The organism is Pseudocitrobacter cyperus, from assembly GCF_039889165.1.
Lineage (GTDB): Bacteria > Pseudomonadota > Gammaproteobacteria > Enterobacterales > Enterobacteriaceae > Pseudocitrobacter > Pseudocitrobacter cyperus.
Genome location: NZ_JAYMYY010000002.1, coordinates 149,695 through 176,520, shown reverse-complemented (window position 1 = coordinate 176,520; position 26,826 = coordinate 149,695). Strand labels below are relative to the sequence as shown.

Sequence of the window (26,826 nt, the reverse complement as noted above, 5' to 3'; positions counted from 1 at the left end):
CTCCTGTTACTGGTGCGTCACGACGATGAGTCGCAGCGCATCCAGACGCCAGCCAGCCTGCGACAGGCTTTCCATCACCTGCTGGCGGTTGCTTTCAATCGCGGAAAGTTCGTCATCACGGATGTTCGGGTTCACCGCTTTCAGGGCTTCCAGACGCGACAGCTCAGCGCTCAGTTTTTCATCCGCTTCATTACGCGCAGCATCGATCAGCGCCTGCGCTGCTTTGGCAATCTGCCCTTCGCCCTGTTGCAGAATCGCGTGGACGTCCTGCTGTACGGCGTTAACCAGCTTGCTGCCCGTGTGGCGATTCACCGCGCTCAACTGACGGTTGAAGGTTTCAAACTCCACCTGCGCCGCAAGGTTAGTGCCGTTTTTATCCAGCAGCATGCGCACCGGCGTTGGCGGCAGGAAGCGGTTGAGTTGCAGTTGCTTCGGCGCGTTGGCTTCGACAACGTAAATCAGTTCCAGCAGCAGCGTACCCACAGGTAGTGCTTTGTTCTTCAGCAGAGAGATAGTGCTGCTACCCGTATCGCCGGAGAGGATCAGATCCAGGCCGTTATGAATAATCGGGTGTTCCCAGGTCAGGAACTGCGCATCCTCGCGGGAGAGCGCCACGTCACGTTCGAAGGTAACTGTGCAGCCATCTTCCGGCAGACCCGGGAAGTCCGGTACCAGCATATGGTCGGATGGGGTCAGAACAATCAGGTTTTCACCGCGGTCGTCCTGGTTGATGCCAATGATATCAAACAGATTCATAGCGAAGGCGATCAGGCTAGTGTCGTCATCCTGCTCTTCAATGCTTTCGGCCAGCGCCTGTGCTTTCTCGCCGCCGTTGGAGTGAATTTCCAGCAGACGGTCGCGACCCTGTTCCAGTTGCGCTTTCAGTGCGTCATGCTGTTCGCGGCAGGCTTTAATCAGGTCGTCAAAGCCGTCGCTGTTTTCCGGCGCGGCTAAATAGTTGATCAGTTGATCGTGTACGCTGTCATAAATGGCGCGACCGGTCGGGCAGGTGTGTTCGAAGGCGTCGAGGCCTTCATGGAACCAGCGAACCAGCACAGACTGCGCAGTACGTTCCAGATAAGGCACATGGATCTGAATATCGTGCGCCTGACCGATACGGTCAAGACGGCCGATACGCTGTTCCAGTAGATCCGGGTTGAACGGCAGGTCAAACATCACCAGATTGCTGGCGAACTGGAAGTTACGCCCTTCAGAACCGATTTCCGAGCACAGCAGCACCTGTGCGCCGCTGTCTTCTTCGCCAAACCAGGCCGCCGCGCGGTCGCGTTCGATGATAGACATGCCTTCATGGAATACCGCGGCACGGATACCTTCGCGTTCGCGCAGTACTTGCTCCAGTTGCAGCGCGGTGGCGGCTTTGGCGCAAATCACCAGCACTTTCTGCGAGCGGTGACTGGTGAGGTAGCCCATCAGCCACTCCACGCGCGGATCGAAGTTCCACCAGGTGCCGGTATCCCCTTCAAATTCCTGATAAATTTGCTCCGGATAGAGCATGTCACGGGCACGTTCTTCCGCGCTTTTGCGCGTGCCCATAATGCCGGAGACTTTAATCGCCGTTTGATATTGAGTCGGCAGCGGCAATTTAATGGTGTGCAACTCGCGTTTCGGGAAGCCTTTCACGCCATTACGGGTATTACGGAACAGTACGCGGCTGGTGCCGTGGCGATCCATCAACATGCTGATCAGCTCCTGACGCGCGGCTTCTGCCCCATCACGGTCGCTGTTCGCCGTTTGCAGCAGCGCTTCAATATCCTGCTCGCCAATCAACTCGCCAAGCATGTTGAGTTCGTCATTACTGAGTTTGTTGCCCGCCAGCAGCAGCGCAACCGCGTCGGCCACCGGGCGATAATTTTTCTGTTCTTCAACAAACTGTTCGAAATCGTGGAAGCGGTTCGGGTCGAGCAGGCGCAGACGCGCAAAGTGGCTCTCCATCCCCAGTTGTTCCGGCGTCGCGGTCAGCAGCAGGACACCCGGAACGCGTTCGGCCAGTTGTTCGATGCACTGATATTCGCGGCTTGGCGCGTCTTCGCTCCACACCAGGTGATGCGCTTCATCGACCACCATGATGTCCCACTCTGCGTCGCACAGATGCTCCAGGCGCTGCTTGTTACGGCGCACGAAGTCCAGCGAGCAGATCACCAGTTGCTCGGTTTCAAACGGATTGTAAGCATCGTGCTGCGCTTCGGCATAGCGCTCATCGTCAAACAGCGCAAAGCGCAGGTTGAAGCGGCGCAGCATCTCAACCAGCCACTGGTGCTGGAGCGTTTCCGGCACGATGACCAGCACACGCTGGGCGGCGCCAGAGAGCAACTGCTGATGCAGGATCATCCCGGCTTCGATGGTTTTACCTAAACCGACTTCATCGGCCAGCAGCACGCGCGGCGCGTGGCGGCGGCCCACATCGTGGGCGATATTGAGCTGATGGGGGATCAGGCTGGTGCGCTGACCGCGCAGGCCGCTGTAGGGCATGCGGTACTGTTCGCTCTGATATTTACGCGCACGATAGCGAAGGGCAAAGCGATCCATACGGTCGATTTGCCCGGCAAACAGGCGATCCTGGGGTTTGCTGAAGACCAGTTTGCTGTCGAGCAAAACTTCACGCAGCACAACGTTGGCTTCTTCGGTATCCAGACGGGTGCCGACATAGGCCAGCAGGCCTTTTTCTTCAATAACTTCATCAACGTGCAACTGCCAGCCATCATGGCTTGTGATCGTGTCGCCAGGATTGAACATCACGCGGGTCACGGGGGAGTCACTTCGTGCGTACAGGCGGTTCTCTCCGGTAGCCGGAAAGAGCAGGGTGACGGTGCGTGCATCCATTGCAACTACAGTACCAAGTCCCAGTTCGCTTTCTGTATCGCTGATCCAGCGTTGACCAAGTGTAAAAGGCATATGTGTTCGGCTCTATCTCTTTGTGAATTGCAGGCAATACTCATCCACCGCCTGAAGGATAAGCGGCGAATGAATGAGGTCCAGGAATGGAAAGGGCGCTATGGTACTGGATGGCGCGGCGTTAGTCACCTGTCAAAATAGCCCCAGTTGCCCTGTCACTATTGTAGCAAAATCATCGTCGACAAAGGGGAGTATTCCTTCCGCAACGGGTTCTAATTGTTTCGTCAGGTAGTGCTCGTAATCAAGCGGCGACTGTTGATAATCCAGCGGTTCCGGGCCGCTGGTTGTCCAGACATATTTTATGCTGCCGCGTTGTTGATATTGCAGTGGCCGACCCAGACGCGCGTTATGTTCGTCTGCCAGACGTGCGGCGCGCACATGCGGCGGCACGTTGCGCTGATATTCAGCCAGCGGACGGCGTAGCCGCTTGCGATAGACCAGCCTGTCATCCAGCTTGCCAGCCATCAGATGCTCGATGGTTTCAAGGATGTAATCCCGGTAAGGCTCGTTACGGAAGATACGCAGGTAGAGTTCCTGCTGGAACTGCTGCGCCAGCGGCGTCCAGTCGGTGCGCACAGTTTCCAGCCCTTTATATAACATCCTTTGCTCATCACCTTCCTGAATCATCCCGGCATAACGTTTCTTACTCCCGGTATCGGCGCCGCGAATGGTCGGCATCAGGAAGCGGCAGAAGTGGGTTTCAAACTCCAGCTCCAGCGCGCTGGTTAAGCCCGATTTTTGTAGCTCATCGGCCCACCACTGGTTGACAAACTCAACGAGGTCGCGGCCAATCTTCGCCGCGGCGTCTTCATCATGCGCTTTTTTAAGCCACACAAAGGTCGAGTCCGTATCGCCATAAATGACGTCGTAACCTTTGGATTCGATGAGCGCTTTGGTCTGGCGCATGATCGCGTGCCCGCGCATGGTGATCGACGACGCCAGGCGGGGATCGAAAAAGCGGCAGGCGCTGGTGCCGAGCACGCCGTAGAAGGCGTTCATGATGATCTTCAGCGCCTGTGACAGAGGCTTGTTTTTATGCTGTTTGGCGTCGTCGCGCGCGTGCCAGATTTGCCCGACGATCCCCGGCAGGCAGTGTTTATCGCGTGAGAACCAGGCGCCAAGAAAGCCTTCGGTACTGTGTTCCGCATCCGGCTGGCTCATCCCTTCAACCAGCCCAACCGGGTCAATCAAAAACGAGCGGATAATGGACGGATACAGACTTTTGTAATCCAGCACCAGTACGGAGTCATACAGACCCGGACGCGAATCCATCACGTAGCCGCCAGGGCTCGCCTGTGGCGGCACTTCGCCTAAGTTGGGCGCGACGTAGCCCAGGCGATGCATACGCGGGAAATAGAGATGACAGAATGCGGCAACCGAGCCGCCGTGGCGATCGACCGCCAGGCCGTTGACCGTGGCGCGCTCCAGCAGAAACGGCATGATCTCCGTTTTGTGGAAAATCTGCGTCACCAGTTCGCAATCTTTGAGGTTATATTTCGCCAGCGCAGGCTTATCTTCGGCGAAACGGCGGTCAATTTCATCCATACGATCCCAGGGATTATCAATCGCTTTTCCTTCGCCTAACAGTTCCTGCGCCACCGTTTCCAGCGAAAACGAAGAGAAATTCCAGAACGCGGATTTCAGCGCTTCGATGCCATCGAGAATCAACCGCCCGTTAGCCTGGGCAAAGAACACACCATTTTTAAACCCATGCTCGCGCCACTCCAGTTCGCTGTTGCCGCGCCCCAGCATTAACGGGATACGGTAGCGCTCGGCGTGTTTTTGCAGCACGCGTAAATCGAACTGCACCACGTTCCAGCCGATGATGACATCCGGGTCATGCAGGGCAAACCAGTCGTTCAGCTTTTCTAAAAGTTGCGGGCGGCTGGATACATAGACCAGTTCAAAATCGAGCGCCGATGCATCGCCATTCTCCGGGCCGAGCATGTAGACCACGCGCTGGCCGCAGCCTTCAATGCCGATGCAATACAGCTCGCCGTGACGTGTGGTTTCGATATCGATAGAGGCCCACTTTAGCGTGGGACGCCAGGTGTCATGGGGTTTAAGCCGTGCATTCACCAGCCCATTACCGCGGACGTCGCCATCGAACCACACCGGTGCGGTGATAAAACGCTCCATCAGATAGCGCTCCGGCGGGCGAATATCGGCTTCATAAACGGTGATGCCGTTCTCGCGCAGCAGTTTATCAAGGCGCATCAACTGCCGATGAGAACGGCAATAGAGGCCGAATACCGGCTGGCGGTGAAAATCTTTTAAGCTGAGAGGAGCAAGGCGGGCGTCACGCTCACCCTGTAACAGGCGTTCCGTCTGCGCGCGTTGCGCTTCCGGGATAAATGCAACCGACTCCTGCGGCGGCAGCGTCACGACGCGAGGGCCGGTATCCGTCGCCAGCCAGAAGGTCACTTCTGTGCCCTGTGGGGTATCCCGCCAGTGACGGGTTAAGATAAAGCCTGCTTGCGCCTGCGCCACACGCGTTTCTCACCTGATGAATAAGCGCTGATTATAACCTGGTTTAGTCGCTTTAACTGGTTTTTTGTACAGGTGCGTTTTCAATACGACTGAAATTTTCCCGGCTCGCCTTCACAGTAAAACGCCACCTGCTCACACAGCGACTGGTATTCGGGAAAAATAACCCACTTTGTACCGTGGCCATATCCCAGAAACCAGGTGGTTTTCTGCCCCGCATGGTCTGTAATTGCCAGATGGTATTTTTTATTCATTGGATAAATATTGGGTGTGAGTTTTATGCTCTCAATATTGACCCACTGCCAGCTTCTATTATCTATGGTGATGGCATCAGCGGTGAGAACGATTTGCTTCGGCGTTCTTGATTTTAGCCAGTGGGAATAAAGAAAAATAGCCAGCGCCAGCAGTAGCTCTGCAACCAGTGTTACGCCGAGTGCACCCAATGCCATTGAGAGAAACGGTACGCCGATAAACATTGAAAAAATGAGCAGAATCAGCAGGCTGACGGGAATGGTTGCCACAATAAAAAAGTTATCTTCGAGAACGATACGTGAGATTATTTTTGGGTTAAGAGTATATCTTATTTCAGAGGCCAAGATAAGGGCTCCAATATATTCACAATGTAAATGAATTTCGGTTTTTGTTGATGGGTAAAATAGCGTGATTGATATTAAATTTAAAGCGTTGCGCAAGGTAAATTCAAAAATAATGACTTATGTGGAGATAATTATTTTTCTTTAAATACAGAGGTGTTATTTCTAAACAAGAACTTAACATGTGCGCAAAATGTTGAGTAGTTCTCGAAGAGCATCTCTTCGGAGGCAAAGCCGCAGCCTAAAAAGAAGCGTTGCTTTTTATTATCATGCCCGGTGATGGTTAAGTAACATTTTTTATTCCTGGGGTAAATGTCCGGCGTCAGTTGTAGCATTTGGATATCATTCAATGACCAGTAATGATTATCGACACGAATATGATTTTGGGAGAGAGCTATCGCTTCTGGCACGTTTAATAAGGCACGAATCTTCGACGCGACGATAAATGGATAAAGGAAAAACTGGAGTATCATGCTGTAAATAAAGGTTAATACAAAAACAAACAAACAGCATATTAATAACGACCACAGACTGCCATTCAGAAATATACCTATTGCACCACATAATACCATTGTACTCATTGCCACACTGAACGGTGAGTTAAAATCAATTTTGACTCTTTTAGGGTGAATTGATTTATTTAACTTATATATTGTCTCTTCCATGTTATCCATTCCATTGAATGCTACGGAATGACTATAGTTCTCTTTTTGTTAAAAGAGTAGAAGAATTAAAGCCAGCGCCTGCGATCAGGCGCTGACGCTGATATTCACTGCCCGTAATACGCCTTCGCGCCGTGCTTGCGCAGATAGTGCTTATCCAGCAGGGTTTGCTGCATATCCGGCAACTGCGGTGCAAGCTGGCGGCAGAAGATACCCATGTAGGCCACTTCTTCCAGCACGATAGCGTTGTGTACCGCGTCTTCCGCGTTTTTCCCCCACGCGAACGGGCCGTGGGAGTGCACCAGCACGCCCGGCATTTGCGCCGCATCAATACCCAGTTTTTCGAAGGTTTCGACGATGACGTTACCCGTTTCCCACTCATACTCGCCGTTGATTTCCGCATCGGTCATTTTGCGCGTGCAGGGGATGGTGCCGTAAAAGTAGTCGGCGTGGGTAGTACCCGTCGCCGGAATCGGCTGCCCGGCCTGCGCCCAGATAGTGGCGTGACGGGAGTGCGTGTGCACAATGCCGCCAATGGTGGGAAATGCCTGGTAGAGCAGGCGGTGGGTTGGGGTATCGGAAGAGGGTTTTTTGTTGCCTTCCACGACTTCGCCAGTCGCGATGCTGACGACGACCATATCGTCGGCGGTCATCACGCTGTAATCGACGCCGGAGGGTTTAATCACAAAAACACCTTTCTCCCGGTCGACGGCGCTGACGTTACCCCAGGTGAGCGTCACCAGATTATGCTTCGGCAGCGCCAGGTTGGCTTCGAGCACCTGGCGTTTGAGATCTTCTAACATGTTGGCTCCAGAGCTGTAATCGCCCCTCACCCCGGCCCTCTCCCCAAAGGGGAGAGGGTGAAAAGAGATCCCCTCTCCCCTTTGGGGAGAGGGTTAGGGTGAGGGGTGAGGGTGTTAACGACGCAACCCGTAATAAACTTCGTTCCAGCGCAGCGCGTCTTTAAACGCTGGCAGGCGGGTGTCGTTATCGATAACCGTGATCTCAATACCGTGCAGCTCAGCGAACTGACGCATATCGTCCAGCGTCAGGGCATGGCTGAAGACGGTGTGGTGCGCGCCGCCGCCGATGATCCACGCCTCAGACGCGGTTTGCAGATCCGGCTGCGCTTTCCACAGGGCGTTGGCGACCGGCAGCTTCGGCAGGTCGTGCGGCGTCGCCACGGTTTCGATGGTGTTGACCAGCAGGCGAAAGCGATCGCCGAGATCCACCAGGCTTGCGACAATCGCCGGGCCGGTTTGGGTATTGAAGATCAAGCGTGCCGGATCGGCCTTGCCGCCGATGCCCAGCGGCTGCACATCGAGGATCGGTTTCTCTTCCACGGCGATCGATGGGCACACTTCCAGCATGTGCGAGCCGAGCACCAGATCGTTGCCGTTATCGAAGTGGTAGGTGTAATCCTCCATAAAGGAGGTGCCGCCCTGCAGACCGGTTGACATCACCTTCATGATGCGAAGCAGGGCGGCGGTTTTCCAGTCGCCTTCGCCCGCAAAGCCATAGCCCTGCTGCATCAGACGTTGCACTGCCAGGCCCGGAAGCTGTTTCAGGCCATGGAGATCTTCAAATGTGGTGGTGAAGGCGTGGAAGCCGCCCTCTTCGAGGAAGCGCTTCATCCCCAGTTCGATACGTGCCGCATCCAGAACATTTTGGCGTTTGTCGCCATTGATTTGCGCGGCGGGCGTCAGGCGGTAGCTGCTTTCGTATTCGTCGACCAGCGCATTGATATCGCCGTCGCTCACCGCGTTGACCACCTGTACCAGGTCGCCCACCGCCCAGGTGTTGACGGAGAAACCGAACTTGATCTGCGCCGCCACTTTATCGCCGTCGGTGACCGCAACTTCACGCATGTTGTCGCCAAAACGGCACACTTTCAGATGACGGGTATCCTGCTTAGAGACCGCCTGACGCATCCAGGAGCCGATACGCTCATGCGCCTGTTTGTCCTGCCAGTGTCCGGTGACGACGCTGTGCTGCTGACGCATACGTGCGCCGATAAAGCCGAACTCGCGGCCGCCGTGCGCGGTCTGGTTCAGGTTCATAAAGTCCATATCGATGCTGTCCCACGGCAGGGAGGCATTGAACTGGGTATGGAACTGTAATAGCGGTTTGTTAAGGATGGTCAGTCCGTTGATCCACATTTTGGCCGGGGAGAAGGTGTGCAGCCACACCACCATGCCGGCGCATTTGTCATCGTAGTTGGCATCGCGACAGATAGCCGTAATTTCGTCCGGGCGCGTACCCAGCGGTTTCAGCACCAGCTTGCACGGCAGTTTCGCTTCCGCATTCAGGGCATTGACCACCTGTTCTGCGTGTTGCGTTACCTGACGCAGCGCTTCAGGGCCGTAAAGGTGCTGGCTGCCAATGACAAACCACACTTCATAGTTATTAAAAATGGTCATCGTCGTATCCTTAATGAGTCAGCGCTGCGCGAGGGGCTGGCGCAACGACAGGGAGATAGTGTTGTTCGGCGCTTTTGGCCCATTGCTGGTAGCGCTGATAGAGCTGTTCAAAACGCTGCGCCTGCTGCGGACGTGGCTGAAGCGTGCTTTCAACGCGGCTAGCCATTTTCTGCTGTGCAGCAGGGATATCGCGGTAAACGCCTGCGGCGACGGCGGCAAAGATGGCCGCGCCGAGCGCGCAGCACTGGTCAGAGGCGACAATCTGCAACGGGCGGTTGAGCACGTCGCAGCAGGCTTGCATGATGACGCGGTTTTTGCGGGCGATGCCGCCCAGCGCCATTACGTTATTCACCGGAATGCCCTGGCTGGTGAAGCACTCCTGGATTGCGCGCGCGCCAAAGGCGGTGGCGGCAATCAGCCCGCCAAACAGCGCCGGGGCGTCGGTGGCAAGATTCAAATCGGTGATCACGCCTTTCAGTCGCTGGTTGGCGTTCGGCGTGCGGCGGCCGTTAAACCAGTCGAGTACCACCGGAAGATGATCGAGAGACGGATTGTTGGCCCAGGCTTCGGTCAGCGCAGGCAGCAGGTTTTTCTGGCTCTCTTTAATTTGCGTTTTCAGTTCAGGATGCTGTGCGGCAAGCTGCTGCAGCGGCCAGCCCAGAACGCGGCCAAACCAGGCGTAGATATCGCCAAACGCTGACTGGCCTGCTTCCATACCGATAAAGCCCGGTACGACGCTGCCGTCAACCTGGCCGCAGATGCCTTTCACCGTGCGATCGCCAACGCTCTGTTTATCGGCGATCAGGATGTCGCAGGTCGAGGTACCGATGACTTTGACCAGCGCATTAGGCTGTGCGCCTGCACCGACCGCGCCCATATGGCAGTCAAATGCGCCGCCGGAGATCACCACTTTCTCAGAGAGCCCCAGACGCTGCGCCCACTCCGTGGTCAGCGTACCCACAGGGAGGTCAGCGGTCAGGGTATCGGTAAAGAGCGGGCAGGGAAGATGCTGATTGAGGATAGGATCCAGCTCATCAAAGAAAGAGGCTGGCGGCAGGCCGCCCCAGCTCTCATGCCACAGTGATTTATGCCCGGCGCTGCAACGGCCGCGGCGGATATCCTGCGGACGCGTAGTGCCGGAAAGCAGCGCCGGAACCCAGTCGCACAGCTCAATCCACGACGCGGCAGCCTGTGCGACCGCGCTGTCTTCGCGGGTGACGTGTAAAATTTTGGCCCAGAACCATTCGCTGGAGTAGATACCGCCAATGTAGCGCGAGTAGTCTTCTTTGCCCGGTTGATGGCACAGGCGGGTGATGGCTTCGGCTTCTTCCACGGCGGTGTGGTCTTTCCACAGCACGAACATAGCGTTGGGGTTTTCGGCAAATTCTTCACGCAGCGCCAGCACGTTGCCGTCAGCGTCAATCGGCGCGGGGGTTGAACCGGTGCTGTCGACGCCAATACCGACGACATCGGCGCGTTGTGTATCGGAAAGTTGTGCCAGCACACTCTTCAGCGCGGCTTCCATCGACTCCATATAGTCGCGCGGGTGGTGGCGGAAGCGGTTGTTCGGGGCGTCGCAGAAACGACCCTCCTGCCAGCGCGGATACCATTCAACGCTGGTGGCTACCTCTTCGCCGCTTGTGCACTCCACTGCCAGGGCGCGGACTGAGTCGCTGCCAAAATCGAGGCCAATTGCGATTGCCATCGTGTCACTCCATCGTAAAAAAACAGGATGAGTAAACACTAGCGAGCGCCCGTAAAAATCGTCAGGCCGGAACCGCTAATCTTATGGATAATTTTGCTGTCACATCCGAAAGTGTGACGCTGTGCAAATATTCAATGTGGACTTTTCTGCCGTCTTTATAGACACTCCTGTTACACGCCAGAAACCTCGTTGCCAGCGGGATTGTTATCAAAATCACGGCATGTCGCGGGGTTAAATGTTTTTAATGCACGGTGATGGTTTGCCATGGTCGCCGGGAAGGGGGAAAACGGTAATATGGATAATTGGTTTCTTCACAACATGCGGAGAGCAGACTAAAAATGCCTGAATTGCAAAACGATCCCCTGCTGCCGGGTTACTCCTTTAACGCGCATCTGGTTGCCGGACTGACGCCGATTGATGCCGGGGGCTACCTGGATTTCTTTATCGACAGGCCGCTGGGCATGAAAGGATTTATCCTTAATCTGACGGTTAAAGGGGAAGGGGTGATAGAGAATCAGGGGCAGCAGTTTGTCTGTCGCGAAGGGGATATGTTGCTCTTTCCACCGGGCGAAATTCATCACTATGGTCGTCATCCGGACGCCAGCGAGTGGTATCACCAGTGGGTTTATTTCCGCCCCCGCGCCTACTGGCATGAATGGCTGCACTGGCCGACCATTCATGCGCAAACTGGTTTTTTCCGCCCGGATGAAGCGCATCAGGCGTCGATTTCCGCGCTGTTTGGTCAAATTATTGATGCCGGGCAGGGTGTCGGGCGCTATTCCGAACTGCTGGCGATCAACCTGCTGGAACAGTTGCTGCTGCGACGCATGGAAGCGATTAATGAATCTCTGCATCCGCCGATGGATAACCGGGTGCGTGACGCCTGCCAGTACATCAGCGACCATCTGGCCGACAGCCATTTCGATATTGCCAGCGTCGCCCAGCATGTCTGCCTGTCGCCATCACGCCTGTCGCACCTGTTTCGCCAGCAGCTTGGCGTCAGCGTCCTAAGCTGGAGGGAGGATCAACGCATCAGTCAGGCCAAATTGCTGCTTAGCACCACGCGAATGCCGATTGCTACCGTGGGGCGCAACGTGGGGTTTGAAGATCAGCTCTATTTTTCGCGTGTATTCAAGAAATGCACCGGGGCCAGCCCGAGTGAATTTCGCGCCGGATGTGAATAAAAAGTAAAGAAAAGGAAAGGGTGTGTGTGGAGAATTGTCTTTGCCAGTAAACTATTCAGACAATTGATGGCTTGACGAATGAGGGCTCGTTCCTGAGAATCCCCGATTCGTTTTCAAACCGGACACACTATGCAAGAACTGCTGCAACACTTTATTACCCAGTCGACCACTTACTCGCTCATTGCGGTGGCGTTGGTGGCTTTTCTGGAATCATTGGCGCTGGTCGGTCTGATTCTTCCGGGGACGGTGATGATGGCAGGCCTGGGGGCGCTGATTGGCAGCGGCGAGGTAAATTTCTGGCAGGCGTGGCTGGTGGGTATTGTGGGCTGTCTGTTGGGCGACTGGATCTCCTTCTGGCTTGGCTGGCGCTTTAAGAAGCCGCTGCATCGCTGGTCATTTATGAAGAAAAACAAGGCATTGCTGGATAAAACCGAGCATGCGCTGCATCAGCACAGCATGTTCACGATCCTGGTCGGACGTTTCGTCGGGCCGACGCGCCCGGTCGTACCGATGGTCGCCGGAATGCTCGATCTGCCGGTGTCGAAGTTTATTGTGCCAAATATTATCGGTTGCCTGCTCTGGCCGCCGGTCTACTTCCTGCCGGGGATCCTGGCGGGTGCGGCAATTGATATTCCTGCCGATATGCAAAGCGGTGGTTTCAAGTGGTTACTTCTGGCTGCGGCGCTATTGCTCTGGCTGGCGGCGTGGCTCTGCTGGCGTTTGTGGCGCAGCGGAAAAGCGGCGAAAGATCGCCTGACGGCGTATCTGCCTCGTCAGCGTCTGTTGTGGGTTGCGCCGTTGATATTGGGTATCGGCGTCGTGGCGCTGGTGGCGGCGATCCGCCATCCGTTGATGCCTGTTTACATTGATATTTTGCGCAAGGTGGTTGGGCTGTAGCCTGTTCTGCCGGATAGCGCTGGCGCCTGTCCGGCCTATGGTTTGTGGCTATCTGGCGCGTCGATGCCTAATAAATGCGATGCGCTGGCGCGCCCGCTCAATAACTGTGCTGTCTCACCATCCCATGCGATACGCCCGTCGGCGACCACCAGCGAGCGCGGCGCAATCTGCGATGCGTCCTCCACGCTGTGGGAAACCATTAATAACGTTATTTGCTCGCGTTCGCACACCTCTTTTACCAGCAGTAGCATCTCCTGACGTAACGCCGGGTCGAGGGCAGAGAAGGGCTCATCCAGCAGCAAAATCGGCTGTTGGCGTACCAGACAACGCGCCAGCGCTGTACGCTGGCGTTGCCCGCCGGAGAGTTCACCGGGCAAGCGCGTCATCAGCGATTCAAGCCCCATCTGTTGGGCGATAGCCTGTCGTTTCTGCTTTTGCACTGCGTTCAGCTTCAGCGATGGCGACATACCAAGCCCAATGTTCTGCTGAACGTTAAGGTGGCTGAACAGATTATTCTCCTGAAACAGCATTGATACCGGACGGCGCGCGGGCGGCGTATGCGTGTGCGTCTCGCCGTTGATCATAATCTCGCCGCTGGCGGGCGTCAGAAAACCAGCCACCAGATTAAGCAACGTGCTCTTCCCGGCACCGCTCGGCCCCAGGATGGCGATCATCTCACCCTGCGCGGCAGACAGGCTGAAGCGCATCGGTAAATGCTGGTAGAGCCAGGTGACATCATTAAGTTTTAGCATGGCGTCCCGGTAGTTTTTCAATCACGGTGAAGAGCAGAAAACAGAGTAACAGCAGAAGCAGGGCAGTAACCGCGCCATCCTGGCTGCGATAAGAGCCAATTTGCTGATAGAGATAGAACGGCAGCGTGCGGAAATCGTCGTTGCCGAACAGCGCCACCACGCCGAAATCGCCAATCGATAATACGCAGGCGAAAGCCAGCGCTTGTGCCAGCGGGCGTTTAAGGGCGCGCAGTTCAACGGCCTTCAGGCGATTGAAACCTTCCAGACCAAGTGATTCACACAGCGGCGTGTAGCGCACGGTAATATCGCGCATTGGCGTTTCCAGCACCTTCAGCGCGTAGGGGATCGCCATCAGCGCGTTGGCAAATATCACGATCCCATCGGCGGAATCGGGCAGGCCGATGGTATTGTTCAGCAGCAGGAAAAAACCGGTCGCGAGGACGATACCCGGCATCGCGAGGATTAACATTCCGCTCAGTTCCAGCGCCTGCCCGGCGAACAGCGCGTTACGCGCGCGCAACTCACGACTGCTCCACAATAGCATCATCGTCAGCACCACGCTCAGTAAGCCTGCGACAACGGCGATGCGCAGTGAAGTCCAGAGTGCCTGCCAGAGCACGGGCTGATAGAGCGTATTCAACATTGCCGGATTGACGCCATCGACGATCACCGCCAGCAGCGGCGGTAGCATCAGCAACAGGGTAAAGGTAATCAGCAGGCCATCGCTCAGGCGGCTGTGCAGGCGATCGTCCGGGTCGCGCCAGCCCTGCATCTGCGTATTACCGACGGCAATCGCCTTGCTCAGACGCTGGCTAATCAGCACCAGCGTCAGGCAGCAGGCCATCTGGATCAGCGCCAGCATCGCCGCCCGCGCCGGGTCATAATCAAAATTGAGCGCCTGGTAAATGGCGAGTTCTATGGTTGTGGCTTTCGGCCCGCCGCCCAGTGAAAGCACGGTGGCGAAGCTGGCGAAGCAGAGCATAAAGATAAGCGCGCTGATGGGCAGGATTTGCCGACGTAACCACGGCCATTCCACGAAGCGAAAGAAGTTAAACCCACGTATGCCGAGCTGGGCGGCAAGCTGACGTTGTTCGCCGGGGATCTGTTCCAGCGCCTGCAATAGCAGACGCGTCGCCATCGGCATATTGAAAAAGACGTGCGCCAGCAAAATGCCCTGTAAGCCGTAGGGCGAGAAGCGCCATTCCAGCCCCAGGGCGGCAAAAATCTGCGCCAGCCAACCCTGGCGACCGTAAACGCTCAGAATGCCGAATACCGCGACCAGAACAGGGAGAATTAACGTCATTGCGCACAGGCGCAGCAACAGTTCGCGGCCAGCAAAGCGGCGGCGATAGAGTGCGCGGGCGAGGAAAATGGCAGGCACAACCGACAGCAGCGCAGAGAGAAATGCCTGCCAGAAAGAGAAACGCACCACATGCCAGAGATAGCTATCGGCCAGCAGCGTATGCCAGCTTGCCTCCGGGGCGCTTAACCAGAGTGACAGAAACGCAGCCAGCGCCACAGCGACGATAAGCACCGCCGCTGTGAGGCCTGGCCAGAACCAGCCGGGAATTAACGGCTGACGGCGCGTTGCCATGCTGCAATCCAGTTCTGTCGTTCTGCGGCCACTTCCTGCGGAGTAAATTCCAGCGCGGTTTGCGGTTTGGCGAGCGCATCAAAACCCGCAGGCAGCGTTACTCCGGCCACCGGATACATCCAGTTGCCGGTCGGAATGGCCTGCTGGAACGCCGGAGATACCATAAATTTCAGGAATTTTTCTGCCAGTTCCGGCTGTTTGCTGGCGGCAGTGCGCGCTGCCACTTCTACCTGTAAATAGTGCCCTTCGGCAAACGGCGCGGCGGCGTAGTTGTCTTTTTTCTCTTCGATAATATGATACGCCGGGGAGGTGGTATAGCTCAGCACCAGGTCGCTCTCGCCTTTCAGGAACAGGCCGTAGGCTTCACTCCAGCCTTTAGTGACGGTGACGGTTTTTGCCGCCAGTTTTTGCCAGGCTTGCGGAGCATCATCGCCGTAGACTTTTTGCATCCACAGCAGCAGGCCAAGCCCCGGTGTGCTGGTGCGCGGATCCTGATAAATCACGCGCCATTTCTGATCGCTCTCAACCAGTTCTTTCAGGCTTTTCGGCGGGTTTTTCAGTTTGTTTTTGTCATAAACAAAGGCGAAATAGCCATAATCGAAGGGCACGAAGGTGTCATCGCTCCAGCCGCCGGGAACGTTAACGGCGCTTACCGGCACGCCGCTTTTAGCGAACAATTTTGTCTGGCTGGCGGCTTGCAATAGATTGTTATCGAGCCCCAGCACTACGTCAGCTTTGCTTTTTTTCCCTTCCATGCGCAGGCGATTAAGCAGGGAAACGCCATCTTCCAGAGCCACGAATTTCAGCTCGCAGTCACAGTCGGCTTCAAAGGCCTTTTTTACCACCGGGCCCGGGCCCCAGTCGGCAGCGAAGGAGTCATAGGTGTAAACCGTGAGCACCGGTTTGGCGAAAACTGGCATGGCGAGAAGCGCCAGCAGTGGCAGACATTTTTTTAACACTTTGCACCTCAGTAAGCAGGTGGCAAAGGATTTTGAGTTGGCCTCAAATCCCTCCGCCGGCGTTATCCGGATCAGGTTCGACGGGTATCTCTCAGCAAACTTCTGCACCCCGTTGAGTAGCTCGCTATTGTAATGATTACGTGAATAAATCAAAAGCGCTATGGATCCGGCGGAGCGAACCACGCGGATTTAAAGTCGAACCAGCCCAGCGTGTTCATTCGCACCCCGCGCATACTGCGTTGCCCCTGGATGCGCAGCCAGTGGTGGATGAGCGGCACAATCGCCTGCTGCTCCAGTAGCTGCTGGCACCAGGTCGGGAGATCCAGTTCACCCGCATGCCACTGACGAATGTCGCCCTGCCAGTCGCGCGCGATGCAGCGCTGAAGAAGCGGCACTTCACAGAGGTGGGCAAACAGGGAGAAATCCAGCGGCATGGTGAAATTAGCGCTGTTAAGCCACACATCGCTGACCACCTCGCCGCTGTGCCATTCGTCATAATCGATTTCATGAATTTCCAGTTTAACGCTATGTTCTGCCAGAAGTTTTTCCATAATTCTGGCAATAACCCGATGTTCGACGTGGTCGCGATAGAAACCGAGCGTAATGCGTTCCAGCCCGGCGGGTTTTTCGCTGATTTTTCTATGTGCGTGGTGCCAGCGCGGCAGCATGCCGTAGGCCGGGAACCAGTACTGCTGATACTGTTCAGAGGCGTGATAGAGCACATTCGCCGGGGAAAGTATGTGACTCAGCCAGCGGCGCACATTCTGATTAGCGCCGCGTGGTGAACGCGCGTCGAACAACAGATAGTAGCAGCCCTCTTCAAGACGGCTTTCGACGGCCTGCTCGCTTTGCGTGGTGCCCTGCAATGTGAGCCCGCAGCTAAGATCTTCCGCTACATCAGGGAGTACCCAAACATTCACTTCGTCTATTAATGCGCGAAACCCGAAGTATTCTTCGAAGGCATGTATTTTGAGCTGGTTCTGATTATTGCGCACTACCGCATAAGGGCCGGTACCAATCGGCTGATGGGCGAAATGGGGGAGTGAAGGCCATTCGCGCGGTAAAATCATCGCCGGTGTATGGCCCAGCAACCACGGCAGCCAGCGGTCGGCGTGGGAGAGATGGATATCCAGCGTCCAGGCGGTGGGAGAGACAATTTGCGTGATATGGGAGTAGAGCGGCAGAGCGTTAATACGCTCCAGCGAGCGGATAATGTCTTCCATCTCCAGCTCGCGGCCATTATGAAAATGAATACCTGGGCGCAAATAAAAGCGCCAGTGCAAAGGGGAAATCTCCTTCCAGTGGTGCGCAATGTCGGCTTCCAGTTCCCCATTTTCCTCATTTATGCGCGTCAGGGCGCTGAAAATCTGCCGGGCGATATGGGTTTCTGAACGGCGTAACGCCGTGCCAGGCAACAGATTTTGCATCGGGCGATAGTAGAGGACGCGCAGGATATGCCGCCCCTGGCGGAAGCTGCGCCCCAGATGCGAGACCAGCATTTGCCGCACCGTCGATTTATCACCAACCAGTTGCACCAGTTGGTCGATGCGATCCTGTTCCAGCAGGTCTTCTGCCCGCTGCTGCTGTAATGCCAGCCCGGTATAGAGAAAGGTTAAACGTGACCGTTTACCGCGCCCGGCCTCGGCTTCCCAGGTCAGCCAGCCGCGCTCTTCCATGGTGTTTAACAGGGTGCGCATGTGGCGGCGTGAACAGCTCAGTAGCTCCGCCAGTTCGTTCAGCGTCGTTTCCTGCGCCTTGCCATCGCAGCATTGCCACAGCCGGATGAATTGTTGTTGCAGTCGACCAGAAGGCATAAAAGGGGAACTCCTGACAAAAACTCAGCAATTTATTAATCCCTATATTAAGCCAATAATCAGTTTCGATGAAGCGGGGAGGTGAATATGAAGAGGTCAACCACACGTCAGTTCTATCAGTGCTATTTTCACGCGACACGCCATGTTTGCTGGCTGGCCCGCCAGATGGCAGGGATGCGGCTCAAAATGCTTGAAGATCTGATGCAGTGGGAGGTTACGCGCTCGACCTCTGAACACTAAATCGCCAAATCATGTGTGACTGAGTATTTGCCAGCAGGTATCATCTGCTGGCTTTTTTTATTTCTCGTGCGCTAAAGGATCTCTCATGCTCTGGATTATGACGATGGGACGACGTCTCAACGGTGTCTACGCGGCCTTTATGCTGGTGGCGTTTATGATGGGCGTTGCCGGGGCGTTACAGGCGCCGACGCTCAGTCTGTTTCTCAGCCGGGAAGTGGGCGCACAGCCGTTCTGGGTGGGGCTGTTTTATACGGTTAATGCTATCGCCGGGATCCTGGTCAGCCTGTGGCTGGCAAAACGATCTGACAGTCAGGGCGATCGTCGCAAGTTGATTATGTTCTGCTGCCTGATGGCGGTGGGAAATGCGCTGCTGTTCGCCTTCAATCGTCACTATTTAACCTTGATCACCTGCGGCGTGCTGCTGGCGTCTATCGCCAATGCCGCGATGCCACAGCTTTTTGCACTGGCGCGTGAGTATGCAGACAGCTCGGCGCGGGAAGTGGTGATGTTCAGTTCGGTGATGCGTGCGCAGCTTTCTCTGGCGTGGGTAATTGGCCCGCCGCTGGCGTTTATGCTGGCGCTGAATTACGGCTTTACGATGATGTTCGCGATTGCCGCCGGGATTTTTGCCATCAGCCTGGCGATGATTACGCTAATGCTGCCGTCTGTGGCGCGTGTTGAGCAGGCGGCGGACGTTGAAATCACCCAGGTCAGCGGCTGGAAAGATCCCAACGTGCGGATGCTGTTTATCGCCTCAACGCTGATGTGGACATGCAACACCATGTATATCATCGACATGCCGCTGTGGATCAGCAGCGATCTCGGCCTGCCGGATAAACTGGCAGGGATCCTGATGGGCACCGCAGCCGGGCTGGAAATTCCGGCGATGATCCTTGCGGGCTACTACGTTAAACGCTTCGGCAAGCGGCGGATGATGGTGACATCGGTAGCCTTTGGCGTACTGTTCTACGTGGGGTTGATTCTGTTCCACAGCGAAACGGCACTGCTGATTTTACAGCTATTTAATGCGGTGTTCATTGGCATCGTCGCCGGGATCGGCATGCTGTGGTTCCAGGATTTAATGCCGGGGCGCGCGGGGTCAGCGACAACGCTGTTTACCAATAGCATATCAACGGGCGTGATTCTGGCGGGGGTGATTCAGGGAGCCATCGCGCAGAGTTTTGGTCACGGGATGGTGTACTGGGTAATTGCCGCGATTTCGCTGGTGACGCTGTTTATGACCAGCCGGGTGAAAGACGTGTGATTCAGGTATGCCCTGCATGGAGGCAGGATGCTGGCTGTCATTATCTTGATGTATTCCGAATCGTCGTATCGGCCCACTTTTCTGCAGGAAAATGCCTTATCCTCTGGCTATTGCTTAAACATGAGCCAGAGGAAGGATGATGAATAAATTGCTGATTTTATCGTTGGTTATATCCATTTCGGCGATCTCCTGCGCCGAAGCGGCGTACCGTTCCTGCATGCTGAGTGGAGGGGAGGCCACGCACTGTTCGGGGCTCGCCAATGCCAACCATTTTCCGATTGAACAAAGCAATGGGCAATACCGGGATTGCCAGGTCGTTGGCGGAGATGTCACTGGCTGCTAAGGGCTATCAAATGTCAGCCATTTTCCGGTGAGGCAGAGCGGGGGAGAGTATCGTGATTGCGATATTGTGGGCGGAGAACCCGCCTCCTGCGTGGCGCTATCTGATGCGTCTGACTTTCCCGTTGAGAGATAAAATAAAAACCCGGTGCGGCTCTTTCACCGGGTTTTACTTACGTCAGGGAAGTACTAGCGCATAAACGCCGGCTGCTTATTCTCATACGCCGAAATGGCGTCTTCGTGTTGCAGCGTCAGGCCGATGCTGTCCAGGCCGTTCAGCATGCAGTGGCGGCGGAAGTCATCAATCTTAAAGCTGTAGGTTTTATCGCCCGCTTTCACCACCTGCGCTTCCAGATCCACCTCAAAGGTGATGCCCGGATTCGCCTGCACCAGCGCGAACAGTTCATCAACCTGTGCGTCACTCAGCGTCACCGGCAGCAACTGATTGTTAAAACTGTTGCCGTAGAAAATATCAGCGAAGCTCGGGGCGATAACCACCTTAAAACCGTAATCGGTCAGCGCCCAGGGGGCGTGCTCACGCGAGGAGCCACAGCCAAAGTTTTCTCGCGCCAGCAGAATCGACGCGCCTTTATAAACCGGGAAGTTCAGCACAAATTCCGGGTTCGGCTGTTCGCCTTTATCGTCGAGGAAGCGCCAGTCGTTGAACAGGTGCGCGCCAAAACCGGTGCGCGTTACCTTCTGCAAAAACTGCTTTGGAATGATGGCGTCGGTATCGACGTTCGCCGCGTCCAGCGGAACCACCAGCCCGGTATGTTGGGTAAATTTCTCTGCCATGATGGTTTCCTTATTTCAGACTGCGAATATCGGCGAAGTGACCGGTAACGGCTGCCGCTGCTGCCATTGCCGGGCTGACCAGATGGGTGCGTCCGCCGCGGCCCTGACGGCCTTCAAAGTTACGGTTGCTGGTGGATGCGCAGCGCTCGCCCGGGTTCAGACGGTCGTTGTTCATCGCCAGGCACATGGAGCAGCCCGGCAAGCGCCACTCAAAGCCTGCTTCGATAAAGATCTTATCGAGCCCTTCCGCTTCCGCCTGCGCTTTTACCGGGCCGGAGCCTGGCACAACCAGCGCCTGCACGCCCGGCGCGACTTTACGCCCTTTGGCAATCTCCGCCGCCGCGCGCAAATCTTCGATGCGTGAGTTGGTACAGGAACCAATAAATACTTTATCGACAGCTACTTCCGTCAGCGGTACGCCTGATTTCAGACCCATATAGGCCAGCGCTTTTTCCGCTGATGCGCGTTCAACCGGATCGGTAAATGACGCCGGATCGGGAATGATGTCATTCACAGAAATCACCTGGCCCGGGTTAGTCCCCCAGGTCACCTGCGGGGCAATCTCTTCGGCCTGCAGGGTGACGGTTGCGTCAAATTGAGCGCCTTCATCTGTGTGCAGGGTTTTCCAGTATGCGACGGCGTCGTCAAAATCTTTCTCTTTTGGCGCATGCAGCCGACCTTTGACGTAGTTAAAGGTGGTTTCATCCGGCGCAACCAGGCCCGCTTTCGCCCCCATTTCGATTGCCATGTTGCACAGGGTCATGCGGCCTTCCATGCTCAGGGCACGGATAGCGTCGCCGCAGAACTCGACCACATGGCCGGTGCCGCCCGCGCTGCCGGTTTTGCCGATAATCGCCAGCACGATGTCTTTCGCGGTGATACCTGGTGCTGCGGTGCCTTTGACTTCAATCTTCATGGTTTTGGCGCGACCCTGTTTCAGGGTTTGCGTCGCCAGCACATGCTCCACTTCGGAGGTGCCGATGCCAAATGCCAGTGCGCCAAATGCGCCGTGTGTCGCGGTGTGAGAGTCGCCGCAGACAATCGTCATGCCAGGCAGAGTGATGCCCTGTTCCGGCCCCATGACGTGCACAATGCCCTGGTATGGGTGATTCAAATCATAAAGCTCTACACCAAACGCTTTGCAGTTTTTAATCAGTTCCTGCATCTGAATGCGGGCCATCTCGCCGGACGCATTGATATCTTTAGTCTGCGTTGAGACGTTGTGATCCATGGTGGCGAAGGTTTTACCCGGCTGACGCACCGGGCGATTGTGCGCGCGCAGGCCATCAAACGCCTGTGGGGACGTCACTTCATGCACCAGGTGACGGTCGATGTACAGCAGCGGCGTTTCGCTGGGGGCTTCATAAACCACATGGGCATCGAACAATTTTTCATACAGTGTCTTTGCCATGATTACACCCCTTCAGCGATATAGCGGGCCACAATATCGCCCATTTCATCGGTACTGACCGCCGCGCCGCCGCGAGCCAAATCACCGGTGCGGATACCTTCTTCCAGCGCACGGTTGATCGCGTTTTCAATGGCATCCGCCGCGTCGTTCGCGTCCAGGCTGTAGCGCAGCAGCAGCGCCAGCGACAGGATCTGGGCGATCGGGTTGGCGATGTTTTTCCCGGCGATATCCGGCGCAGAGCCGCCCGCGGGTTCATACAGGCCAAAACCTTGTTCATTCAGGCTGGCGGAAGGCAGCATGCCCATTGAGCCGGTTATCATCGCGCATTCGTCAGAGAGAATGTCGCCGAACAGGTTGGAGCACAGCACCACGTCAAACTGCGACGGATCTTTGATCATCTGCATGGTGGCGTTGTCGATGTACATATGGTTCAGTTCAACGTCTGCATATTCGCGGCTAATTTCGCTGACGATTTCGCGCCACAAAATAGAGGACTGCAACACGTTGGACTTATCAATTGAGGTCACTTTGCGACGACGTTTACGCGCAGATTCAAAGGCAATACGGGCGATACGTTCAATTTCAAAGCGGTGATACACCTCGGTATCAAACGCTTTTTCGTACTGACCGCTGCCCTCGCGGCCTTTCGGCTGGCCGAAATAGATACCGCCGGTCAGTTCACGCACGCACAGAATGTCGAAGCCGTTAGCGGCGATATCGGCGCGCAGCGGGCAGAACTCCTCCAGCCCCTGGTACAGTTTCGCCGGACGCAGGTTGCTGAACAGTTTGAAGTGTTTACGCAACGGCAGCAGCGCGCCGCGCTCGGGCTGATCGTTCGGCGGCAAATGTTCCCATTTCGGGCCGCCAACGGAGCCAAACAGCACGGCGTCAGCCTGCTCGCAACCTTCCACGGTGGCTTTCGGCAGCGGCGTACCGTGATTATCAATCGCGACACCGCCCACATCATAGTGGCTGGTGGTGATGCGCATATCAAAACGCTGACGGATGGCTTCCAGTACTTTCAATGCCTGTGTCATCACTTCCGGGCCAATACCATCACCCGGTAACACAGCAATATGGTAATTCTTCGACATTACACGGTTTCCTTGTTGTTCTCGTTATTCTGAGCTTTGCGTTGCAACTCTTTTTCAACTTCGGCGGCGCGCCAGATGTTATTCAGGACGTGAACCATCGCTTTCGCGGAAGATTCAACGATGTCCGTCGCCAGGCCAACGCCGTGGAAGCGACGACCGTTATGGGTAACGACGATATCCACCTGACCCAGCGCATCTTTGCCGTGGCCTTTGGCGCTCAGGCCGTATTTCACCAGTTCGATGTCGTATTGCGTGATACGGTTAATCGCCTGGTAAATGGCGTCGACCGGGCCATTGCCGTTGGCGGCTTCGGCTTTCACTTCATCGCCGCAGGCCAGTTTGACCGAGGCGGTGGCGATATCGCTGGAGCCTGACTGCACGCTGAAGTAATCCAGGCGGAAATGCTCCGGCTCTTCCTGCTGCTTGTTGATGAACGCCAGCGCTTCCAGGTCGTAATCGAAGACCTGGCCTTTTTTGTCCGCCAGCTTCAGGAAGGCGTCGTACAGGTGATCCATGCTGTAGTCGGTCTCTTTGTAGCCCATCTCGTCCATGCGGTGTTTTACAGCGGCACGGCCAGAGCGGGAAGTCAGGTTCAGTTGTACCTGATTCAGGCCGATGGATTCCGGGGTCATGATTTCGTAGTTTTCGCGGTTTTTCAGTACGCCGTCCTGGTGAATACCGGAGGAGTGCGCGAAGGCGCCGCTGCCAATGATCGCTTTGTTGGCCGGAATCGGCATGTTGCAGATCTGGCTGACCGTCTGGCTGGTGCGCCAGATTTCGTTGTGGTTGATGTTGGTATGCAGGTTCAGGATATCCTTGCGCACCTTAATCGCCATGATCACCTCTTCCAGCGAGCAGTTACCGGCGCGTTCGCCGATACCGTTCATCGCGCCTTCAACCTGACGGGCACCGGCATGGACTGCAGCGATAGAGTTGCCGACAGCCAGGCCTAAATCGTCATGGGTGTGAACGGAGATAATCGCTTTATCGATGTTCGGCACGCGTTCATACAGGCCAGTGATGATATTGCCAAATTCGAACGGCATGGTGTAGCCAACGGTGTCAGGGATGTTGATGGTGGTCGCACCGGCATTAATGGCCGCTTCTACCACACGTGCTAACTGATCGATGGGTGTCCGGCCAGCATCTTCACAGGAGAACTCAACGTCGTCGGTATAATTGCGGGCGCGTTTCACCATGTATACCGCGCGTTCAATCACTTCATCCAGCGTACTGCGCAGTTTAGTGGCAATATGCATCGGCGAGGTGGCGATAAAAGTATGGATACGGAACGCTTCTGCTACTTTCAGGGATTCTGCTGCAACGTCAATGTCATGCTCGACACAACGAGCCAGCGCACAGACGCGGCTATTTTTGATGTTGCGCGCAATAGTCTGTACGGATTCGAAGTCACCCGGTGAAGAGACCGGAAATCCGACTTCCATCACATCGACGCCCATACGCTCAAGGGCTAAGGCAATCTGCAGTTTTTCTTTCACACTCAGGCTTGCCTGTAACGCCTGTTCACCATCACGTAAGGTGGTATCGAAGATAATGACTTGTTGGCTCATGTTTGAGGTCCTTAGTTTACCAGGGGCGCCTTGCTACGAGCGAAAAAAAACCCGCGCAATGGCGCGGGTTTCGTCTTACTGGAAGATGACTTAACGCTTAACGTCGTCCACCAGCCCACCGCGCACAAATGAGGCGTTTAGTAGTAGTAGGCTGATGAAACGAGTGCTGCGGATCATTGTCGTCATGCTCCAGGTAAATTCGATATGCTTTTAGTGGTACTGGATATGATGATTGATGTCAACCCTTGTTTATCAAAAGGGTCTTCTAAGCGTCGTCTGAGGGGCGTGTGCATTAGCTAATTGTGCTGATGGAGATCACAAAATCCAGAGGATCGTTTTAAGCAGCGGTAACGATTTTTATATCCAGACGCATATGAAAATATTTTTTTGTAATTTTTTACGATGTTGCGATAACAGGGCATGATGCTTATCACTCTGATTCAATAGACTTAATTTTTAGAATATATTCATTTAGTGAATGTTTCGTAATCTAACTTGCTAAGGAAACGTTAAAAAATATAAATTAAGAATATAACACTTTAATAATACTTAAAGTGTCGTTAATTATTCGTGCTGTTGTTTATTTAGCAAATCTATGAGTACACTATGTATCATTAGTTTTTCGTTATGAGTCCCGGTTTTATTGTCAGGCACCCTGGCAAGAAACCGGTCTTTATAAATTCCTAATTTTATCATTTTCTCTTTTTTGGATCTTATATGCATGGTAAATCATATTGTCATAATATATTACTGCGATTTTGCAAAGGGAGTTTAGTATGACAGTGGAGTCAGAAAGCGTTATAAGCAAACCAGAGCCACGTAATGTTGGTCTTCATGAAAGCTCTAAACCGCAGCTTCGAATGGTTGATCTCAATTTGCTGACTGTGTTTGATGCCGTAATGCAGGAACAAAATATCACTCGCGCCGCTCACATGTTAGGGATGTCGCAGCCCGCAGTGAGTAACGCTGTTGCGCGTCTGAAAGTGATGTTTAATGATGAGTTATTTGTACGTTATGGCCGTGGTATCCAGCCGACCGCGCGCGCATTTCAGCTCTTCGGTTCCGTGCGTCAGGCCTTGCAACTGGTACAAAATGAGTTGCCGGGTTCGGGTTTTGAACCCATCAGCAGTGAACGAATCTTTAATCTGTGTGTCTGCAGCCCGCTGGATAACTATTTAACGTCGATTATTTTTAATCGCGTTGCGGAAGTAGCACCCAATATCCATTTAGTCTTTAAGTCATCGTTAAATCAGAATACCGAGCATCAGCTTCGTTATCAGGAAATAGAATTTGTTCTGGGGTATGAAGAGTTCCGTCGCCCGGAGTTTGCCTGCGTGCCTTTATTTAATGATGAAATGGTATTAGTTGCCAGCAAGAAAAATCCACGTATAAACGGGCCATTAACAGAAAGTAGCGTTTATCAGGAAGAACATGCCGTTGTTGCACTGGATCGTTATGCATCTTTCAGCCAGCCGTGGTATGACACGCCGGATAAACAAAGCCGAATTGCCTATCAGGGAATGGCGCTGATAAGCGTATTAAATGTGGTTTCACAAACGAATATGGTGGCCATTGCACCGCGTTGGCTGGCGGAAGAGTTTTCTGAGAAACTGGAACTACAGGTACTGCCGTTGCCAATGAAGCTTAATAGCCGTACTTGCTATCTCTCATGGCATGAAGCCGCCGGGCGCGACCGCGGTCATCAGTGGATGGAAGAGCTGTTGGTAAATGTTTGTCGCCACTAATTTATCTGAATAATAACCGGATATGCAGGTATCCGGTTTATTTTGTCATACAGTAAAAATAGGGAATTTTATTCTGTTGTTATCCGCAAGGGGTGGGTGACGCAAGGAAAAAAATGGATGTTTTGCTGTAAAAATGCCATTCCTCCATGTATCTGCGACACGCTTTTCTTATCACTGAACGAATCCACCATCTTTACGGTTAATTCCCTTTTTTTCCTCTTTTTTCTGTTGCTGGCTCCGTAGTTACGCCGATTGCCTGCCCGATGTTGAGCGGTTATGTTATTTCGTTATGGTAATGACATAAGCATGCGCAGGCGTTTCTCTGCCCGCGATGCATGATTGCGCGGAAATGAGTTCTGCCATCATAAAAATTTAGCCTGGAGGCAA

General features: G+C 54.7%; 22 protein-coding genes and 1 riboswitch. Of the genes, 6 read left to right on the top strand and 16 right to left on the bottom strand.

What is annotated here, in order from left to right; all coding sequences use genetic code 11:
• Positions 1-6: 6 nt before the first annotated feature.
• From rapA to araB, 7 genes are all read right to left on the bottom strand, one after another.
• Positions 7-2,913: an RNA polymerase-associated protein RapA gene (rapA, locus tag VSR74_RS09595; protein ID WP_347794517.1), complete on the bottom strand. Its 2,907-nt coding sequence runs from the start codon at positions 2,911-2,913 to the stop codon at positions 7-9.
• A gap of 132 nt (positions 2,914-3,045) precedes the next feature.
• On the bottom strand, positions 3,046-5,403 hold the full coding sequence (gene polB, locus VSR74_RS09590; RefSeq protein WP_347794516.1) for a DNA polymerase II: 2,358 nt from the start codon (positions 5,401-5,403) through the stop codon (positions 3,046-3,048).
• An 80-nt stretch (positions 5,404-5,483) separates the two neighbouring features.
• Entirely contained in the window at positions 5,484-5,996 is a 513-nt protein-coding gene (locus VSR74_RS09585) for a hypothetical protein (protein ID WP_347794515.1), read from the bottom strand.
• Positions 5,997-6,127: 131 nt separating this feature from the next.
• Positions 6,128-6,658 carry a hypothetical protein gene (locus VSR74_RS09580; RefSeq protein ID WP_347794514.1) on the bottom strand — a complete coding sequence of 177 codons (531 nt, stop codon included), beginning with the start codon at positions 6,656-6,658 and terminating at the stop codon, positions 6,128-6,130.
• A 104-nt stretch (positions 6,659-6,762) separates the two neighbouring features.
• The gene (gene araD / locus VSR74_RS09575) at positions 6,763-7,458 is read right to left on the bottom strand and encodes an L-ribulose-5-phosphate 4-epimerase (RefSeq protein ID WP_347794513.1); all 696 of its coding nucleotides are present in this window, start codon (positions 7,456-7,458) and stop codon (positions 6,763-6,765) included.
• Between the two features lie 114 nt (positions 7,459-7,572).
• Positions 7,573-9,075: an L-arabinose isomerase gene (araA, locus tag VSR74_RS09570; RefSeq protein ID WP_347794512.1), complete on the bottom strand. Its 1,503-nt coding sequence runs from the start codon at positions 9,073-9,075 to the stop codon at positions 7,573-7,575.
• 10 nt (positions 9,076-9,085) lie between these two features.
• Positions 9,086-10,780, bottom strand: coding sequence for a ribulokinase (gene araB / locus VSR74_RS09565; protein ID WP_347794511.1), 1,695 nt, complete (start codon positions 10,778-10,780; stop codon positions 9,086-9,088).
• Positions 10,781-11,118: 338 nt separating this feature from the next.
• Here araB and araC point away from each other — a divergent pair, with 338 nt between their 5' ends.
• Positions 11,119-11,964: an arabinose operon transcriptional regulator AraC gene (gene araC, locus VSR74_RS09560; RefSeq protein ID WP_347794510.1), complete on the top strand. Its 846-nt coding sequence runs from the start codon at positions 11,119-11,121 to the stop codon at positions 11,962-11,964.
• 129 nt (positions 11,965-12,093) lie between these two features.
• Positions 12,094-12,861 (top strand): DedA family protein, encoded by a 768-nt coding sequence (locus VSR74_RS09555; RefSeq protein WP_347794509.1) that lies wholly within the window; start codon positions 12,094-12,096, stop codon positions 12,859-12,861.
• Positions 12,862-12,896: 35 nt separating this feature from the next.
• Here VSR74_RS09555 and thiQ read toward each other — a convergent pair whose 3' ends face one another.
• The 4 genes from thiQ to sgrR all read right to left on the bottom strand — a co-directional run bounded on the left by thiQ (position 12,897) and on the right by sgrR (position 17,980).
• Complete coding sequence (thiQ, locus tag VSR74_RS09550; protein ID WP_347794508.1) at positions 12,897-13,613, bottom strand: thiamine ABC transporter ATP-binding protein ThiQ; 717 nt, start codon at positions 13,611-13,613, stop codon at positions 12,897-12,899.
• Positions 13,600-15,207 carry a thiamine/thiamine pyrophosphate ABC transporter permease ThiP gene (thiP, locus tag VSR74_RS09545; RefSeq protein WP_347794507.1) on the bottom strand — a complete coding sequence of 536 codons (1,608 nt, stop codon included), beginning with the start codon at positions 15,205-15,207 and terminating at the stop codon, positions 13,600-13,602. Before thiP ends, thiQ begins: the two co-directional genes overlap by 14 nt.
• On the bottom strand, positions 15,183-16,166 hold the full coding sequence (gene thiB, locus VSR74_RS09540) for a thiamine ABC transporter substrate binding subunit (protein ID WP_347794506.1): 984 nt from the start codon (positions 16,164-16,166) through the stop codon (positions 15,183-15,185). Before thiB ends, thiP begins: the two co-directional genes overlap by 25 nt.
• Before the next feature lie 30 nt (positions 16,167-16,196).
• Positions 16,197-16,288: riboswitch (TPP riboswitch) on the bottom strand.
• 36 nt (positions 16,289-16,324) lie between these two features.
• Positions 16,325-17,980 carry an HTH-type transcriptional regulator SgrR gene (gene sgrR / locus VSR74_RS09535; protein WP_347794505.1) on the bottom strand — a complete coding sequence of 552 codons (1,656 nt, stop codon included), beginning with the start codon at positions 17,978-17,980 and terminating at the stop codon, positions 16,325-16,327.
• A gap of 87 nt (positions 17,981-18,067) precedes the next feature.
• On the opposite strand from sgrR, the gene sgrT reads away from it, so the two are divergent.
• The 3 genes from sgrT to VSR74_RS09520 all read left to right on the top strand — a co-directional run bounded on the left by sgrT (position 18,068) and on the right by VSR74_RS09520 (position 19,827).
• Entirely contained in the window at positions 18,068-18,220 is a 153-nt protein-coding gene (gene sgrT / locus VSR74_RS09530; protein WP_347794504.1) for a glucose uptake inhibitor SgrT, read from the top strand.
• 85 nt (positions 18,221-18,305) lie between these two features.
• Positions 18,306-19,484, top strand: a complete 1,179-nt coding sequence (locus tag VSR74_RS09525; protein WP_347794503.1) for a sugar efflux transporter — start codon at positions 18,306-18,308, stop codon at positions 19,482-19,484.
• A gap of 136 nt (positions 19,485-19,620) precedes the next feature.
• A complete protein-coding gene (locus VSR74_RS09520) occupies positions 19,621-19,827 on the top strand; it encodes a hypothetical protein (RefSeq protein ID WP_347794502.1) in 207 nt (68 codons plus the stop codon).
• Between the two features lie 185 nt (positions 19,828-20,012).
• On the opposite strand, the gene leuD is transcribed toward VSR74_RS09520, so the two are convergent.
• From leuD to leuL, 5 genes are all read right to left on the bottom strand, one after another.
• Complete coding sequence (gene leuD, locus VSR74_RS09515) at positions 20,013-20,618, bottom strand: 3-isopropylmalate dehydratase small subunit (RefSeq protein WP_347794501.1); 606 nt, start codon at positions 20,616-20,618, stop codon at positions 20,013-20,015.
• Positions 20,619-20,628: 10 nt separating this feature from the next.
• Entirely contained in the window at positions 20,629-22,029 is a 1,401-nt protein-coding gene (leuC, locus tag VSR74_RS09510) for a 3-isopropylmalate dehydratase large subunit (protein WP_347794500.1), read from the bottom strand.
• Positions 22,030-22,031: 2 nt separating this feature from the next.
• On the bottom strand, positions 22,032-23,123 hold the full coding sequence (gene leuB / locus VSR74_RS09505) for a 3-isopropylmalate dehydrogenase (protein WP_347794499.1): 1,092 nt from the start codon (positions 23,121-23,123) through the stop codon (positions 22,032-22,034).
• Positions 23,123-24,694: a 2-isopropylmalate synthase gene (leuA, locus tag VSR74_RS09500; protein ID WP_347794498.1), complete on the bottom strand. Its 1,572-nt coding sequence runs from the start codon at positions 24,692-24,694 to the stop codon at positions 23,123-23,125. The genes leuB and leuA overlap by 1 nt, the downstream gene beginning before the upstream one ends.
• A 90-nt stretch (positions 24,695-24,784) precedes the next feature.
• The gene (gene leuL / locus VSR74_RS23235; RefSeq protein WP_411914246.1) at positions 24,785-24,880 is read right to left on the bottom strand and encodes a leu operon leader peptide; all 96 of its coding nucleotides are present in this window, start codon (positions 24,878-24,880) and stop codon (positions 24,785-24,787) included.
• A 590-nt stretch (positions 24,881-25,470) separates the two neighbouring features.
• Between leuL and leuO the strand changes: the two genes are divergently transcribed.
• Complete coding sequence (gene leuO / locus VSR74_RS09495) at positions 25,471-26,439, top strand: transcriptional regulator LeuO (RefSeq protein ID WP_347794497.1); 969 nt, start codon at positions 25,471-25,473, stop codon at positions 26,437-26,439.
• The last annotated feature ends 387 nt before the right edge of the window (positions 26,440-26,826 follow it).